This is a genomic window from Bacillus sp. HMSC036E02, from assembly GCF_001836235.1.
Taxonomy (GTDB): domain Bacteria; phylum Bacillota; class Bacilli; order Bacillales; family Bacillaceae_G; genus Bacillus_A; species Bacillus_A cereus.
This window is the reverse complement of the sequence record NZ_KV827856.1, coordinates 278,736-293,444: the sequence shown is the minus strand read 5'-3', so window position 1 is coordinate 293,444 and position 14,709 is coordinate 278,736. Positions and strand designations below refer to the sequence as shown.

The following is a 14,709-nucleotide window of genomic DNA, read 5'->3' as shown; positions in this document are numbered from 1 at the left end:
TACCCTAGAACGATTCCAAACAATAGAACCAGAATTAAAATAAAATTTTTGCAGGATCAATTAAATTCATTCCTTGTTATGCAAACACATTTTCAGCGGAACTAACTTCTTCACTATTTTGCGCTAGACCGAACTGTATAAAAAATGGTTACGTTTTCTGATCTTGAAATAACCCTCTCAAATTGCAATCCTGCTTTTTCTAAAAGCTTTACTGCATCAACAATAGAAGTAATTGCTACAAAAGTTCTTCAAATAAAATTTATAAAAGCTTGATAGGCGATACCAAATGAAAATACCATAGCTACTATATGTGCAGTCCATTTAGGCATATTTAATTTCAATACGGTATTGTACAACATTCCATATACGATACAAATGATTAATATGAATGCAATGAATTGAAGAACTAATAAAAATAGCGGTTGTTCCATTTATTCTCACTTCCTTTATTTGATATATTAATATAATTTATTTAAATGTGAAAGTTTTATTTCTATGAATTTCCAAAAAATGTGATATGAAAGGCATAGTAGTAATCACAAGAATTACTGCAAAACTATAAATGGAACTAAAAGTATTATGACGAGATCAGTAAAATAGTAAAGAAGGTCACCATTCACGGCGACCTTCTTTACTATGCGTTATACCCAAATAATTTTAAATCTTCTCCTGAATCTGAAATGATTTTCTCAAATCGTAATCCTACTTTTTCTAAAAGCTTTCCTGAGGCGATGTTATCTACAGAAGTAATTGCTACAATTCGTTTCATGCCGAGCTTTTGTACACCGTATTCGATTATCGCAGAAGCTGACTCGTAGCCATATCCTTTTGAACGGAATGTCTCTAAAAAGGCAAACCCGATATCAACGTCTTCTAATGAATCTCTTTTAATAAGGCCACACATACCAAGTGGAGTGAGATCTTTTTTTCGTTCTACTAAGTAAAGGCCGAATCCAAGTTTGTTATACATATCGATGGGACCGTTTACAATATATTTTTTTGCATCTTCTAAGTTACTAACTCCTTTGTCACCGATAAACTGAATCCATGCAGGATCGTTTACTAACTCAAGAATAAAAGGAGCGTCTTTTATATCAAACCAGCGAAGATTAAGACGTTCAGTTTCAAGAACTATCAATAATTACACCACCTTTAAAAAGTTATAACAATTAGTATGGATTGTGTAAAACAAAAGTGCAACATATTTTAATGGGGGTGTTTGTTCACATAAAGTTCGTTTGTTTTGTATAGAGAGATATCTTATAATTAGGATTGATTGTAAAGAGGGAGATGCTTATACAATGACTCCTAGGTGACTAGGAGTTTTTACTATATAACTATCATTATTACTAAATATGACACACTATACATTCTACTCAAGGAGGTACATAATGAAGAAATTATATAATGCATCGTTTACGTATTTGATTATCGGTTTATTATCAGGGATTTTCGCTAGGGAGTATGGTAAGTATAAAGGGATTTTAGGGTCTACTTTGTTAAATCTTTTGCATACGCATACACTTGTACTTGGCTTTTTCTTCTTTTTAATTGCTTTAGGATTAGCAAAAGTATTCGCGTTTCATGAAGTGCAAGGGTTTAATAAGTGGTTTGTTTTACATAATATTGCATTAACATTAATGTTAGGTTCGCTAGCAGCGAGAGGGCTTCTTCAGTTAAATGGAGCTGACTTTAAAGGGTTAACTTATATTGTAGGATTTTCTCATTCGTTGATGGCAGTTACTTTAATTTGGTTTATGTTGTTAATAAAGAAATCGTTTAAAATGTAGTGAAAAAGAACTTGTAGCGTGTGCTGCAGGTTCTTTTTTGTATGTTCAGGTTTAATAATCTTATTTTTCTAATTATTTTGTATAAAGATGGTATACTTGTTTTAAAATTAAAAAGGAGAGTTGATTATGGAAATAACAATTGAACATGTAGTAAATGAATTAAAAGGCATACTTCCTGAAGATCGAGTAGTAATAAATATGACAGTACGAGAGTTACATAGTAAAGATGAATCTTACCATAGTAGTAGTTTGCCTGATGTAGTTGTTTTTCCAAAAACGACCGAAGAAGTTAGCGCGATAATGAAAATAGCGATTCAGCACGGAACAGCTGTCGTTCCATTTGGAGTAGGGTCCAGTTTAGAGGGACATGTAATTCCTTACGAAAAAGGAATTACAATGGACTTTTCTCTTATGAACAAAATACTTGAAATAAGAGAAAAGGATTTTCTTGTGAGAGTACAGCCAGGGGTGACGCGCTCTCAGCTTAATAAAGAATTGAAAAAGTATGGATTATTTTTTAGTGTAGACCCAGGAGCTGATGCAACGTTAGGAGGAATGGCTGCTACAAATGCGAGCGGAACGACAGCGGTAAAGTATGGGGTAATGCGTGATCAAGTTCGAGATTTAGAAGTCGTTCTTGCTGATGGAGGAGTAATACATACCGGGAATTTAGCAGCGAAGTCATCATCAGGTTATCATTTAAATGGTATTTTCGTAGGCTCAGAAGGAACACTTGGATGTTTCACGGAGTTAACTTTAAAAGTATACGGTATACCAGAACATGTTATGGCTGCGAGGGCATCGTTTCCAACTATAAATGATGCAGTAGAAGCTGTAATTAACATATTACAAGCAGGTATTCCAATCGCGAGAATTGAACTCGTTGATGAATTATCTATGAAACAAGTAAATTATTACAATGAAACAAGTTACAGAGAAGAACCGACACTGTTTTTAGAGTTTCACGGCAATGAAGCAGGGTTAAAGCAAGATATTGAATTTACGAAAGAAATCGTTCTTGATCATAAATGTATAGAAATTGCGTTTGAGACGGAAACAGCAGCGAGAAATAAGCTGTGGGATGCAAGACATAACTTGGCGTACTCTTACGTGCATAGTTATCCTGGTAAAAAGCTAATGAGTACAGACGTATGTGTACCAATTTCGGAATTAGCTGGAGCGATTCAACATGCGAAAGAGGTGTTACATAAAGTAGGGCTTATTGGCGGTATTCTCGGTCATGTTGGGGATGGGAATTTCCATGTACTCTTAATGATTGACACAAATGATAAGGAGGAAGTGAAGAAGGCAGACGAAATAAATGAAAGTATCGTTCAGTATGCTCTTAAACGAGGAGGAACGTGTACAGGAGAACATGGCGTTGGAATCGGGAAACGAAAGTATCAAGAAGAAGAACATGGGGCGGCATTATTTGTAATGGAGAAAATAAAGAAAGTTCTTGATCCGCAAAATATTTTGAATCCGAAAAAGGTGTTTCAATTAAAAGATAGGGGCTGAGTGGATGAAAGTAATATAGCTGGAAAGTATTTTGTATTTTGGACCGGTTGCTGCACTCCCAAGTGTATTAGCGGCAGTATGGCATAACATTGCAGGGCCAATATTAGCAACCATCTGGTCAAAAAATAAAAAGAATACTTTCAGCGATGAAAATGTATCAATAAATATAGAAAAATAGGAATGATAAATAATGCAAAAACGTATTGTACATTTTGAAGGAATGGTTGTATTTTTAGCCACGATTTATATGTATTCGATATATGAGTTTAGTTGGATTATATTTTTTGTATTCCTTTTAGCGCCGGATCTATCAATGTTAGCATATGGGATTAATAATCACGTTGGTGCGAAAATATATAATGTATGTCACACATATATCATATCCATATTAATTGTTCTAATAGGTGTCTATTTTAAGATGGATATCGTTATAATGATTGGCTTAATATGGACAGCACATATTGGAATGGATCGAATGTTTGGATATGGATTGAAATATGAGACGGATTTTAAGGATACTCATATTCAACGGTTATAATTTGTTTTGAGAAGAGGGGTACGTTGAAGCAGAGAATTGCTATCGAAGAATATAATGTCAAATGGGAAAGTGAATTTAATAAAATATACACTCTTATTAACAATGTAATGGAAGACAGCATTGTATCTATTGAACATGTTGGGAGTACATCTGTTAAAGGGCTTGCATCAAAACCAATACTAGATATTGATATTGTAATAGAAGAGTACGAAATTTTTCATGAGGTAGTAAAAAAACTTGAGAAGATAGGGTACTATCATCAGTTAGAATGGAGCTTTAAAGGAAGAGAGGCGTTTGGAAGAAAGGATACGTTCGTTCCATGGAACGAGAGAAATACAGTTTGGATGGAACATCATTTATATGTGTGTGATAAAAATAGTGAAGAGTTGAGAAGGCATATAGTGTTTCGAGATTACCTTCGTGAACATACTGAAGTAGCTAATGAGTATGGAAACTTGAAGGAAGAGTTAGCAAGAGAGTCGAAAAATCGATCTAGTTATATTGAGGGTAAGACCGTATTTATTACAAATAGATTAGAAAAAATAAACTAAAGCAGCATGGAATACATGCTGCCTATTGTTTTGAAATAGAAAGCTGCCATTATAAAACAAATACAAACTGGCCCTGTTGATTGATGCGGTTACTAAATATAATAGGAAACAAAATAGAAAAGAGCGGAAAAGAGGGAGCTTATGTACATACCAAAATATTTCGCAATACAAGATGAAGAGATGAAGTACGAAATAATGGAACAAAATAGCTTTGCGACATTATTTTCTCAACATAACGGAGAACCATATGCAACGCACTTGCCGTTGTTATTAAATAGGGAGACCCTTACTTTACATGGTCACTTCGCACGGCCGAATGAACAGTGGAAAGATATTGGGACTCAGCAAGTACTAGCTATATTTCAAGGACCACATAGTTACATCTCTCCGTCATGGTATGAAACAAACAATGCAGTACCAACATGGAATTACGTTGCAGTGCATGTATATGGTGAATTAGAAATTGTTGAAGATGAGAAGACATTAGTAGATTCTCTTCAAGATTTAGTAAATAAATATGAAGATCCAGAGAGCACCTACTCACTTAATGATGTAGATCCGAATTATATGGGAGGATTAAGTAAGGGAATAGTTGGATTCAAAATAAAGATAAATAAAATAGAAGGAAAAGCGAAGTTAAGTCAAAATCATTCTGTAGAGAGACAGAATTTAGTTGTGGAGAAACTTGAGAAAGTTGGTAGTGAGGAGAGTAAGAGGATTGCGGAGTTGATGAGAAAATAAAGCCTACATGAAAGGGAAATATTCTAAATAAGCGTATTTAAAAAGACCTTCTTAATTGAAGGTCTTCCGTTTTTTAAAGTGCTTTTTCAGTTGTTGTTGAGTTGTAGTCTTTACTTACGTCAACGGATTGAACAAGGTCAGGTCTTTGGGGTGCCGGGGTGTCCCCAATGTTTAATGCTACATATCCTAACTGTGTTTTCGGTGTTTCTGAGGTGAAGCTTAATCCAAGAGTTGTGATGCTAATAACAGCTAAGCCAATGATGCTCAATTTAATCTTTTTCATTATATCAAAGCTCCCTTTTCTTCATGTTTTTTTCTTGCTTGATTGGCCATGTAAAAGTATTGACTAGCTTTTATATGGTCTTCTTTTTCATAAAACATATTTGCTAGAACATCAGTGTACTCTTGTATACATTCCCAAAGGTTTTCTGTTTTAAAGTAAGAAATTCCTTCCAAAATTATCATTTCTAAATCATTTATAGAAGTTTTATTATTTAGTTCTCTTAAAATCATGAAACGATATTGAAACTCTTTGTTTTCTAGTTTATTTGAAATGTTTAATCCTTTTTTTATAAGTTCTTTAGCCTGAGTATATTCTCCAAGCTTGTAGTATTCACGTGCTTCAACAAAAAGTGCTTTAAAGTGATTTGGTTGCTTAGTTGTAACCTCTGAAATATGACGCATTGCTAACTCTGAAAGGTTTTGACTTGCATATAGCCAAGCTAAATTATGTCGTACTCTTAATGATAAAGTCTCCTCTGAATACTTCTGTAGAATATTTAATGCTGAATCAAGTCTAATTTCAGCTTGTTCAAACTGTTTTAAATCAATACAAGATAAACCAAAGATGTTATCACACAAAGCAACATTAATTTCATAGTTTATATGTTTTGAAAAAATCGCTTTAGCTTCATTTGCAGATTGGATTGCTACTAGTGGTTGATATGTTTGATAATAATAGGAAGCTAAGCGGTAGTTAAATTCAGCATTCTCTAGTTCGTCAGATACGTGTATTAGCAGCTTTTTAGCGTTCTCGAAAAGGTGTTTTGCTGCATTGTAGTTTCCAATAATTGTATTGTGAATAGCCTTGAAAAAATGATAATAATAAGAAAATAGCCCATTCTCTGGAAGTGGGAAAGAATCAATTTTATTAAAATCATCTTTATTAATATTTAAACCATCTGTTAAAATTTTGTATCTGAAATTAAAAAGTGAATAATACAATTGTAGGTTTGTATCTTCTTCTGAATTAGAGATGATATTTTCAATATCTTTTTTTATTTTTGTTGCATGGGTAGTTTGATGCTGTAAGATAGCTCTATACCAGTCATTAAATAATTTTGTAATTTGTTCATTACCTTGTAGTTGAACGTTCATGAAATCCCCTCACTTTTTGAATATTCTTATAAAATATAGTATCAAAAATAAAAATATTTAGAAATGATGTTTTATATTTCTCAATATTTGTTTAACAAGCTTACGAGTAAGTCTATTGGAATAATGTAGAATTTGTTTTGGATTAAAGAAATGGCATCGGGGGATGTGCATTTTAAAGTTTTAGTTGAGTGGGGGATATAAAAAGGGTGCGTTCACACAATTTATATGAACGCACCTTTTTACATATTAAACAATCAAGTCCCACAAAAAGTACGATAAGGGCGATTCGTCGGTGCAGGCGGAATGCAGTATTCTTCTTGATCTGTAGAATACGCATAAGGATTTGATAAAGCTTCAAGAAGTTTCTCCATTACGCTATAATCGCCATTTGTGACAGCTGCTTCTAGTGCTTCTTCTACACGGTGGTTCCTCGGGATGATGGATGGGTTATTATTTTTCATCATCTCGTAGGCGTTTTCTTTCGAATGTTCTTGTCTTTCTAATCGAGATTGCCACAGTTTGTACCATTCTTTAAATTCAGGACTATCGAATAGAGGGATATTTTCTAACGTATCAAGAGTTAATGAACGGAATGTATTAGTGTAATCTGCTTTATATTTCTCCATCATTTTTAAAAGTTGCTCAATAAGTGGTTGATCTTGTTCTTCGGTACTAAATAGTCCTAATTTCTTTTTCATTCCAAGGAACCAATGGTTTTCATACTGTACGCTAAATTTCGAAATTTCGTCTTGGGCGATTTTTAATGCTTCTTCTTCATCTTCGTGCAGAATTGGTATTAAAGATTCTGCTAATCGAGCGAGGTCCCATGCGGCCATATATGGTTGATTTCCATATGCATAACGACCTTGTGTGTCAATAGAGCTAAATACGGTTCCTTGATTGTAATTGTCCATAAATGCACAAGGACCGTAATCAATTGTTTCGCCACTAATCGTTATATTGTCAGTGTTCATTACACCGTGGATAAATCCAACAAGTTGCCATTTTGCGATAAGACTGGCTTGTCTTTTAATGACTTCTTGTAGTAATGCAGTATATCGGTTTTCATGAGCTTCAATTTCTGGGTAATGCCTTTTTATCGTATAGTCAGCTAGTGATTTCAGGTCCTCTATTGAACCACGAGCTGCAGCATATTGAAATGTACCGACGCGTATATGGCTACTAGCTACTCTAGTTAAAATTGCTCCAGGTAACTTTGTTTCACGATATGTTGCTTCACCAGTTGTGACAACTGCTAAACTGCGAGTAGTCGGAATATCAAGTGCATACATTGCCTCACTAATGATATATTCACGTAGCATCGGACCGAGTGCAGCACGACCATCTCCTCGGCGTGAATAGGGAGTAGGGCCAGAACCTTTCAGTTGAATATCGAAACGCTTACCTGAAGGAGTAATTTGTTCGCCAATTAAAAGAGCACGACCGTCGCCTAACATATTAAAATGTCCGAATTGATGGCCAGCATATGCTTGAGCTAATGGATGAGCTCCTTCTGGGAGTGCATTACCAGCGAAAATAGCAATTTCAGCTTCCTTTTTCAGTTCTTCAGGGGTCAAGCCAAGAGATATCGCTAATGAATGGTTTAGTTTAACTAACTCCGGTGAACTTACGGGAGTAGGGGGGATTTCTGTATAAAATGATTGTGGTAAAGTCGTATAACTATTATCTAAATTCCAACCTGTTTCATTATTTTTAGTCATTGTATCTCCTCCTTTTTGTATTTTAAGTTATGTATTTGTACGTATGTATTCTTTGTAAAGTTAACTAAAAGTATAATATAATATTTCCCCTTGCAATCTATTGTAAGGACTTCATTGCACTATGTCTATTTAACAGCAAATTTAAAACCTCCATTTTAAGAAAATGGAGGTTTTTATTATTATTTAATTTTTACAATTATTTTTCCTTTTGCTCTTCCAGACTCTGAATATTCCATTGCTTTTTGAGCATCTTCAAAAGGGAAAACTCGATCGATTACCGGTTTGATTTTTCCGGCTTCAATATAGTTTGCAATAGTACGTAATTGATCCCCGCTTGGCTTCATAAATAAAAATGAATATTGAGCATTATGCTTTTTTTCAAGTGCAGTAAGTTTTTTGCTGGCTAATGAAAATAAGAGAGTTTTAAAGAAGCCTGAACCAAATTCTTTACCGAAGCGAGCATTCGGCATACCTGAAACTGAAACAATGTTTCCTCCGCTTTTTATAATATTGAATGATTTTTCAAGTGTTGTTCCGCCGATTGTATCAAATACTGCATCATAATTTTTGAGTATTTCTTCAAATTTTTCTGTTTTGTAATTAATAATTTGATCTGCGCCAAGAGACGTTACTAAATTTGTACCAGCTTCACTAGCAGTCGTTGTAACAGTAGCACCCATTATTTTTGCTAACTGAATTGCGAAAGTACCAACACCACCCGATCCAGCGTGAATTAAAATCTTTTGTCCTTTTTGTAATTGCATGATGTCATGTAAAGCTTGATAGGAAGTTAAGCCAACGAGTGGAATCGAAGCCGCTTCCTCAAAACTTAGATTTTTTGGTTTTAAAGCAATATCATCTTCATGAATGGCTATATACTCCGCGAAAGTACCAATCTTATTTTTTCTTGGACGAGCATATATTTCATCACCGACTTTAAAATGAGTCACTTTTGATCCAACCTTCGTGATGACACCGGAAAAGTCATTCCCAAGGATTAGAGGTATTTCATATTTCAGTAACATTTTAACTTTTCCATCACGTATTTTAAAATCAATTGGGTTAATACTAGCTGCATGAATTTCTGCGAGCGCTTCATACTCATTAATTTCAGGGGTAGGTACCTCTGCCATACGCATTGGGACTTTTCCATATCTATCAATTATCATTGCTTTCATATCTTATACCTCCAAGTTTTAATAAAAGTTTTGCAATAGCTTCTCAATATCTAATACAAGATTTTTTAATAAACCTAATTTTGTACGTATATCAATATAATAAAAATTCTTTGTACCTTCTTTTCTCATTAAAATAATGCCAGCTTCTCGTAAAATCTTAAGGTGATGTGATACTGCTGGACGGGAAAGGTGTGTTTGCTTCGTGATTTCTCCTACACGTAATCCTGTTTGACACTCCGTTTCCATTAGCACTAATAAAATAGCTTGACGTGTTTCATCACCAATTGCCAATAATACTTTTTGAGAATCAATAAAATCTTTTTTTATAATATTTAATTGTTTTTGTTTATTCATTTCAATCACTTTGCCTCCAGGTAATTAGTCGAAAGGTTTAAGATGATGAACCATTACTTCGATACGGTAATGCTACATGATTGTTGCATGAGGTGCAATATTGAGAAAGAAAATCGAGACGAATGAATTTTTTATTGTTGAAAATTATAGGGAGATAGAAAAGGGATTGGAAGGATTACATAACACAATAGATGAAGTTTTAAAAACAAAAAATGATGTAACAATAAAATAAGCGGTCGTAACCTTGTATAATCCATAAGGTTACGACCGCTTATAATGTTTGTATTATTTTTGATTTTTACGATAGAACATGGTTCAACGTAAAGTACATTCTTTTGTTTTACACTTTCATACAGACACAATTCAGGTGGATTATAGATGTATGAAAAGGTAAAAGGAATTTTGGGGCGTAATCTATCTATATGATAATTCAAAATGAAATATAAGTCTATATTTTAATGTTTTTTTTGATTATATTTATGTCACTGAGCTCAGAACAATGATGTGGAGGGTAAATATATGAAATCGAATTATGTACCAGTTTTAATTGTTGGAGGGGGATTATCTGGGTTAGCGTCTGCGTTATTTCTTGCAAAACATAACATTGAGTACTTACTTATTGAAAGGCATCCGTCTACTGCCATTCATCCGAAAGCAGGTGGTCTTACTTTACGTACAATGGAGTTATTTCGAGAATTAGGTTTGGAACAAAGAATTAAATTGGCAGGTAAAGCATTAGAGAACTGCCGAGGAAGAATAGCGGTTCATACAATAGCTGAAGCGAATAAAGAAGAATTGGAACAAATGAGAGCGACGCAATACAGAAACGATGAAGAGTTACTTCAAAAAATAGAAAAGATTAGTCCATCAAAGCAAACTGCATGTTATCAAATTATTTTAGAAGAGATGATGTTACAAGAAGCAAAAACGCTAGGCGGGCAACTATCTTTTTATCATGAATTAGTTTCATTTGAACAAAGTGAAAACGGGGTAAAAGCAAAGCTTCGAAATCGTGAAACAGACAAAGAAAGTGTCATACATTGTGACTATGTAATTGCAGCGGATGGAGCGAAAAGTAAAATACGTGAGCAGTTAGGGATTAAAACTGAGGGTCGTGGAACCATTGGTGGCTATTATATGAATATTTATTTTGAAGCAGATTTAAGAGAGTTTATACAAGGAGACGCATTCGGTTTTTCGATGGTACTTCATCCGGAGGTTCTTGGTGCACTTATCCCGGTTGATAACGTAAAAAAATGGATTTATCATGTAGCCTACGATCCATTAAAAGGAGAGGGGCTAGAGGACTTCACTATAGAACGTTGTAAACAAATTATTCAAATAGCAATTGGAAGTACAAATGTTGAATCAAAAATATTAAGTGTTTTACCGTGGGAAGCGGCCGAAAGTACAGCGGTGAAATTTCAAGGGAATCGAACCTTTTTAGTTGGAGATTCAGCACATATTATGCCGCCAACAGGAGGATTTGGTTCAAATACAGGAATACAAGATGCGCATAACTTAGCTTGGAAATTAGCGGCTGTTATAAAAGGGAAGGCAAAACCAAAATTGTTAGAAACATATCATGAGGAGAGACACTCTGTTGCAAAATTAACGACAGCTTATGCAAGTAGTTTACTGTTTCGTGCTGCGAATAGAGAGGAAGGCAGTTTGAATAATATGGATGGTTTAGCTGTTACAGTTGGATATCAGTATTGTTCAGAGGCGATTATAGATGATTCAGTCACTCCACATAGAATGGATAGCATAGAGTTGAACGGAAGACCTGGAACGCGAGCGCCCCATTTATGGGGAACGTATGAAGAGAAGAAAGTTTCTACATTAGACTTATTCGGTAACAGTTTTGTATTACTTACAGGAGTAGAAAATAGTTCTTGGGCTGAGGCAGCACATGCTGTTTCAGCTAAATTAGGAATACATCTAAAAGGGTATCGTGTTGGCTTAAGTGGGGACTTTGTTGCTCCAGAAGATATTTTTAGCAAATTATATGGTATAGAGAATGGAGGTGCTGTATTAATTAGACCAGATGGCTTTATCGGATGGCGTTCGGAAAAAACGGTAGTAAATCCAGATATAGTATTGGAAGAGGTAATGAGAAATTTATTATGTGATTTTTGAGTAACTACAGAAATATTGTTTTATGTGCTTCACTGTACTGAAAAAAATATTCACAAATTTCAATAGGTTTGATATGATTAAATTCGACAAGTTAATAGAGGCCGGAGATATTTGAGAAAAGCCATAAATTTATTTAGGGACACAGGAGTGTATTCTAAATAATTTATGGCTTTTTTTATTGAATGAACCGTACAAAATAGAGAGTTACATGTGAAAAGGAGGGCTATAGAAATTAAATAGGATAATACTAGTTTTCTATATTAATAATATAGAAAACATTTGTAAGATTGGAATTTTAATATAGGTTTATAAAAATAATGAAAGTGTGTCTTCTATTTCGTGTAAATCTCATTAGCTTGTTGAAATTTGCAACGTAGGAAGGATTAGAAGGATGAGAAAGATTATTAGCATTTTAGTTATTTTCTTTATGACGGGAAGTATCTTTGTTGGGGGAGCTGTTCATGCGAAAGCAGAAGGGAAGCATGAATGGAATACGAATAAGCTTTTAAATATTGCACATCGCGGAGCAAGTGGACATGCACCTGAGCATACTTTTGCTTCTTATGATTTAGTTAAAAAAATGAAAGCGGATTATTTAGAGTTAGATATTCAATTAACAAAGGATGGCCAATTAATTGCAATGCATGATACAGCAGTTGATCGCACTACAAATGGAACAGGCGAAGTACGCGATAAAACGTTAAGCGAAATAAAGAGTTTAGATGCTGGATCATGGTTTAATAAAGCGTATCCAGAAAAGGCTAAGCAAGAGTATGTTGGGCAAAAGGTTCCAACTCTTGAAGAAATCTTCCAAAAGTATGGAAGAAGTATGAAGTATTATATTGAAACAAAATCACCAGATGTGTATCCAGGAATGGAAGAGAAATTGTTGGCGCTGTTACAAAAATATAATTTAGTAGGCCAAAACATGTCTTCTAGCCGTGTTATGATTCAATCATTTAGTAAAGATAGTTTGAAAAAGATTCATAGTATGAATGAAAATATTCCGTTAGTTCAATTGCTTTGGTATTATCCAAATGAAAACAATGAAATTGTTGAATGGTCTGGCATTACACATGAACCGAAAAGTGTAACAAATGATGATTTTCAAGAAATTAAAAAGTATGCAGCTGGTATTGGACCAAACTTACGTAATGATAACGGGGAACTAATTATTGATGAGTCCTATATGAAAATGGCTAGGAAAAATGGACTGTTAATTCACCCTTATACAATTAATGAGAAACCAGATATGAGACTGTTAATCAAATGGGGTGCTACAGGAATGTTTACAAATTATCCGGATCGATTACATAGTGTATTAAAGGAAAAATAAGTGGAACAGGGTATACCAGTGTTTTAGGTATACCCTTTTTAATCTAACTCTCCGATAAACAGAATCTCTTTTTCATAGCATTCATCTGCATCATAAATAATTTCTTGAAAGTGAAGCGTTTTGAAGGAATGACAAACTGACATTTCCCATGTCTCCCAAAAATCAATTTCATTTGAAAGAAGAATCCATTTTTGAAATTCACTATCTCTATTAAAGAAATTATGAAAGTAGTCCTCGTTTTTAAATATAATGATTTGCGAATCCCACAAATTATTTATAGAAATCAAAACAACAACTCGATATGTATGTGTATCGCTCGGTTTCATATTTATTAAATGATTTGCTTGATTTAATAAGGTTTGAATACATAACCGTTTTACTTTTCTAGGTGTTTTACGAGAGTCAATAAAAGCTTGCGAAACTGGCAATAGCATATTCCAATATTCATCGTTATAGAAAGTAGAAGGGAACGTTTTTGTATGTTCCTCAATTCGCTTTATCATAGTGTTTGTTTTTCGGTTCATACCACGTATTTTCTTTTCACGCATTGTGAGTCATCTCCATAAATTTTTGTAATGCAGCAGAGTGATATATATCTTTTCTAGTAATAAAAGTAGTAGGAACTTTTTTGAAGCTATTTGGTAAAGGGTTGAATGATACGTCATGTTTATGACCACTTAAAATAGACTTCATCATAATTGCTATGCCCATACCTGATTTTACACATGCGAGTATCGCTTCAATTGTTCCAAACTCAAATACTCGCTTAGGTGAAATTCCTTCTTCTTGAAGCCAACCTTCTAATAAATTTCTATAATAGCACCCGTGACTAAATGCAAGTAAATTCATGTCTCCTATGTCTTTAAAGGAAGATAAAGGCTTTTTGCTAATGAGAACTAATTCTTCTTCACGAAATATATTTGTATGAAGTTCAGCATGCTGAGTAGAGCCAGCTATAAACGCTCCGTCCAGTTTTCGTTCTAGTACAAGCCTAATCAATTGTTCCGTCGTATTTGATTCTAAAATCAATTCGACTTTTGAGTATTTCTCATAATAGGCCGTTAATATAGATGGAAGTCTTACAGCGGTTGTAGATTCTGTACATCCAATTTTTAAAGTGCCTCTTGGTTCGATCCCATTACTTTGAACTGCTTTAACAGATTGATCCATTAAGTAGATAATTTGTTTGGCGTATGTTAATAAAATCTCACCGTTAGAAGTTAAAGTTACACCTTTTCCGTTTCGGTAAAATAAAGGCACACCTAATTCGTTTTCTAGTTGTTTCATACGCATTGTTACGCCAGACTGTACATAGTTTAAATTTTTAGCCGCGTGAGATATGTTTTTTTCTTTCGCAACTTCGTAAAATACAGTTAAATCTTTTATATCCAAGTATCATCCCTCCAGAAAAGGTATCATTTTTTTTGATGAATTACATGATAAATCTTTATTTTATATGATATCAG

At 34.0% G+C, this 14,709-nt stretch carries 17 protein-coding genes and 1 pseudogene; 9 read left to right on the top strand and 9 right to left on the bottom strand.

All coding sequences use genetic code 11. The annotated features are described in order from the left end of the window. Positions 1–248: 248 nt before the first annotated feature. Both HMPREF2590_RS19695 and HMPREF2590_RS19690 read right to left on the bottom strand, forming a co-directional pair. The gene (locus tag HMPREF2590_RS19695; protein ID WP_030026817.1) at positions 249–431 is read right to left on the bottom strand and encodes a hypothetical protein; all 183 of its coding nucleotides are present in this window, start codon (positions 429–431) and stop codon (positions 249–251) included. A 203-nt stretch (positions 432–634) separates the two neighbouring features. Next, positions 635–1,138, bottom strand: coding sequence for a GNAT family N-acetyltransferase (locus HMPREF2590_RS19690; protein WP_044584735.1), 504 nt, complete (start codon positions 1,136–1,138; stop codon positions 635–637). 253 nt (positions 1,139–1,391) lie between these two features. Here HMPREF2590_RS19690 and HMPREF2590_RS19685 point away from each other — a divergent pair, with 253 nt between their 5' ends. From HMPREF2590_RS19685 to HMPREF2590_RS19665, 6 genes and pseudogenes are all read left to right on the top strand, one after another. After that, on the top strand, positions 1,392–1,790 hold the full coding sequence (locus HMPREF2590_RS19685) for a DUF2871 family protein (protein ID WP_000737896.1): 399 nt from the start codon (positions 1,392–1,394) through the stop codon (positions 1,788–1,790). Between the two features lie 126 nt (positions 1,791–1,916). Then, positions 1,917–3,308 carry an FAD-binding oxidoreductase gene (locus tag HMPREF2590_RS19680; RefSeq protein ID WP_000406571.1) on the top strand — a complete coding sequence of 464 codons (1,392 nt, stop codon included), beginning with the start codon at positions 1,917–1,919 and terminating at the stop codon, positions 3,306–3,308. Between the two features lie 34 nt (positions 3,309–3,342). Continuing rightward, positions 3,343–3,486, top strand: a pseudogene (locus HMPREF2590_RS29290) (bile acid:sodium symporter family protein); the annotation flags it as partial. A 12-nt stretch (positions 3,487–3,498) separates the two neighbouring features. Continuing rightward, positions 3,499–3,846 (top strand): DUF4260 domain-containing protein, encoded by a 348-nt coding sequence (locus HMPREF2590_RS19675; protein WP_001172065.1) that lies wholly within the window; start codon positions 3,499–3,501, stop codon positions 3,844–3,846. A 23-nt stretch (positions 3,847–3,869) separates the two neighbouring features. After that, positions 3,870–4,397 (top strand): GrpB family protein, encoded by a 528-nt coding sequence (locus HMPREF2590_RS19670; RefSeq protein WP_050822021.1) that lies wholly within the window; start codon positions 3,870–3,872, stop codon positions 4,395–4,397. 141 nt (positions 4,398–4,538) lie between these two features. Further along, positions 4,539–5,138, top strand: a complete 600-nt coding sequence (locus tag HMPREF2590_RS19665) for an FMN-binding negative transcriptional regulator (RefSeq protein WP_000275795.1) — start codon at positions 4,539–4,541, stop codon at positions 5,136–5,138. Positions 5,139–5,211: 73 nt separating this feature from the next. Here HMPREF2590_RS19665 and HMPREF2590_RS19660 read toward each other — a convergent pair whose 3' ends face one another. The 5 genes from HMPREF2590_RS19660 to HMPREF2590_RS19640 all read right to left on the bottom strand — a co-directional run bounded on the left by HMPREF2590_RS19660 (position 5,212) and on the right by HMPREF2590_RS19640 (position 9,777). Then, entirely contained in the window at positions 5,212–5,421 is a 210-nt protein-coding gene (locus tag HMPREF2590_RS19660; RefSeq protein WP_000721431.1) for a hypothetical protein, read from the bottom strand. Beyond that, positions 5,421–6,515, bottom strand: a complete 1,095-nt coding sequence (locus HMPREF2590_RS19655) for a response regulator aspartate phosphatase (protein WP_070861497.1) — start codon at positions 6,513–6,515, stop codon at positions 5,421–5,423. Before HMPREF2590_RS19655 ends, HMPREF2590_RS19660 begins: the two co-directional genes overlap by 1 nt. 254 nt (positions 6,516–6,769) lie before the next feature. Then, on the bottom strand, positions 6,770–8,236 hold the full coding sequence (locus HMPREF2590_RS19650; protein WP_000164924.1) for a protein adenylyltransferase SelO: 1,467 nt from the start codon (positions 8,234–8,236) through the stop codon (positions 6,770–6,772). A gap of 179 nt (positions 8,237–8,415) precedes the next feature. Continuing rightward, complete coding sequence (locus tag HMPREF2590_RS19645; protein ID WP_050822020.1) at positions 8,416–9,414, bottom strand: NADP-dependent oxidoreductase; 999 nt, start codon at positions 9,412–9,414, stop codon at positions 8,416–8,418. A gap of 18 nt (positions 9,415–9,432) precedes the next feature. Next, positions 9,433–9,777, bottom strand: coding sequence for an ArsR/SmtB family transcription factor (locus HMPREF2590_RS19640; protein WP_000571893.1), 345 nt, complete (start codon positions 9,775–9,777; stop codon positions 9,433–9,435). Positions 9,778–9,868: 91 nt separating this feature from the next. On the opposite strand from HMPREF2590_RS19640, the gene HMPREF2590_RS30860 reads away from it, so the two are divergent. The 3 genes from HMPREF2590_RS30860 to HMPREF2590_RS19630 all read left to right on the top strand — a co-directional run bounded on the left by HMPREF2590_RS30860 (position 9,869) and on the right by HMPREF2590_RS19630 (position 13,243). Beyond that, complete coding sequence (locus HMPREF2590_RS30860) at positions 9,869–10,000, top strand: hypothetical protein (RefSeq protein WP_001227549.1); 132 nt, start codon at positions 9,869–9,871, stop codon at positions 9,998–10,000. A 287-nt stretch (positions 10,001–10,287) separates the two neighbouring features. Further along, positions 10,288–11,907 carry an FAD-dependent oxidoreductase gene (locus HMPREF2590_RS19635; RefSeq protein ID WP_050822019.1) on the top strand — a complete coding sequence of 540 codons (1,620 nt, stop codon included), beginning with the start codon at positions 10,288–10,290 and terminating at the stop codon, positions 11,905–11,907. Positions 11,908–12,298: 391 nt separating this feature from the next. After that, the gene (locus HMPREF2590_RS19630) at positions 12,299–13,243 is read left to right on the top strand and encodes a glycerophosphodiester phosphodiesterase (RefSeq protein WP_001226315.1); all 945 of its coding nucleotides are present in this window, start codon (positions 12,299–12,301) and stop codon (positions 13,241–13,243) included. Positions 13,244–13,281: 38 nt separating this feature from the next. Here the strand turns inward: HMPREF2590_RS19630 and HMPREF2590_RS19625 are convergent, their stop codons facing one another. Next, positions 13,282–13,791, bottom strand: coding sequence for a DUF3916 domain-containing protein (locus HMPREF2590_RS19625; protein WP_001208348.1), 510 nt, complete (start codon positions 13,789–13,791; stop codon positions 13,282–13,284). Further along, entirely contained in the window at positions 13,784–14,635 is an 852-nt protein-coding gene (locus HMPREF2590_RS19620) for a LysR family transcriptional regulator (RefSeq protein ID WP_000351695.1), read from the bottom strand. The genes HMPREF2590_RS19625 and HMPREF2590_RS19620 overlap by 8 nt, the downstream gene beginning before the upstream one ends. Between the last annotated feature and the right edge of the window lie 74 nt (positions 14,636–14,709).

What these genes read in the sequence shown, in the direction of transcription:
- HMPREF2590_RS19650 (WP_000164924.1), bottom strand. Translation starts at nt 8,236, where the DNA reads ATGACTAAAAATAATGAAACAGGTTGGAATTTAGATAATAGTTATACG.
- HMPREF2590_RS19630 (WP_001226315.1), top strand. Translation starts at nt 12,299, where the DNA reads ATGAGAAAGATTATTAGCATTTTAGTTATTTTCTTTATGACGGGAAGT.
- HMPREF2590_RS19625 (WP_001208348.1), bottom strand. Translation starts at nt 13,791, where the DNA reads ATGCGTGAAAAGAAAATACGTGGTATGAACCGAAAAACAAACACTATG.
- HMPREF2590_RS19665 (WP_000275795.1), top strand. Translation starts at nt 4,539, where the DNA reads ATGTACATACCAAAATATTTCGCAATACAAGATGAAGAGATGAAGTAC.
- HMPREF2590_RS19680 (WP_000406571.1), top strand. Translation starts at nt 1,917, where the DNA reads ATGGAAATAACAATTGAACATGTAGTAAATGAATTAAAAGGCATACTT.
- HMPREF2590_RS19645 (WP_050822020.1), bottom strand. Translation starts at nt 9,414, where the DNA reads ATGAAAGCAATGATAATTGATAGATATGGAAAAGTCCCAATGCGTATG.
- HMPREF2590_RS19675 (WP_001172065.1), top strand. Translation starts at nt 3,499, where the DNA reads ATGCAAAAACGTATTGTACATTTTGAAGGAATGGTTGTATTTTTAGCC.
- HMPREF2590_RS19685 (WP_000737896.1), top strand. Translation starts at nt 1,392, where the DNA reads ATGAAGAAATTATATAATGCATCGTTTACGTATTTGATTATCGGTTTA.
- HMPREF2590_RS19695 (WP_030026817.1), bottom strand. Translation starts at nt 431, where the DNA reads ATGGAACAACCGCTATTTTTATTAGTTCTTCAATTCATTGCATTCATA.
- HMPREF2590_RS19635 (WP_050822019.1), top strand. Translation starts at nt 10,288, where the DNA reads ATGAAATCGAATTATGTACCAGTTTTAATTGTTGGAGGGGGATTATCT.
- HMPREF2590_RS19660 (WP_000721431.1), bottom strand. Translation starts at nt 5,421, where the DNA reads ATGAAAAAGATTAAATTGAGCATCATTGGCTTAGCTGTTATTAGCATC.
- HMPREF2590_RS19655 (WP_070861497.1), bottom strand. Translation starts at nt 6,515, where the DNA reads ATGAACGTTCAACTACAAGGTAATGAACAAATTACAAAATTATTTAAT.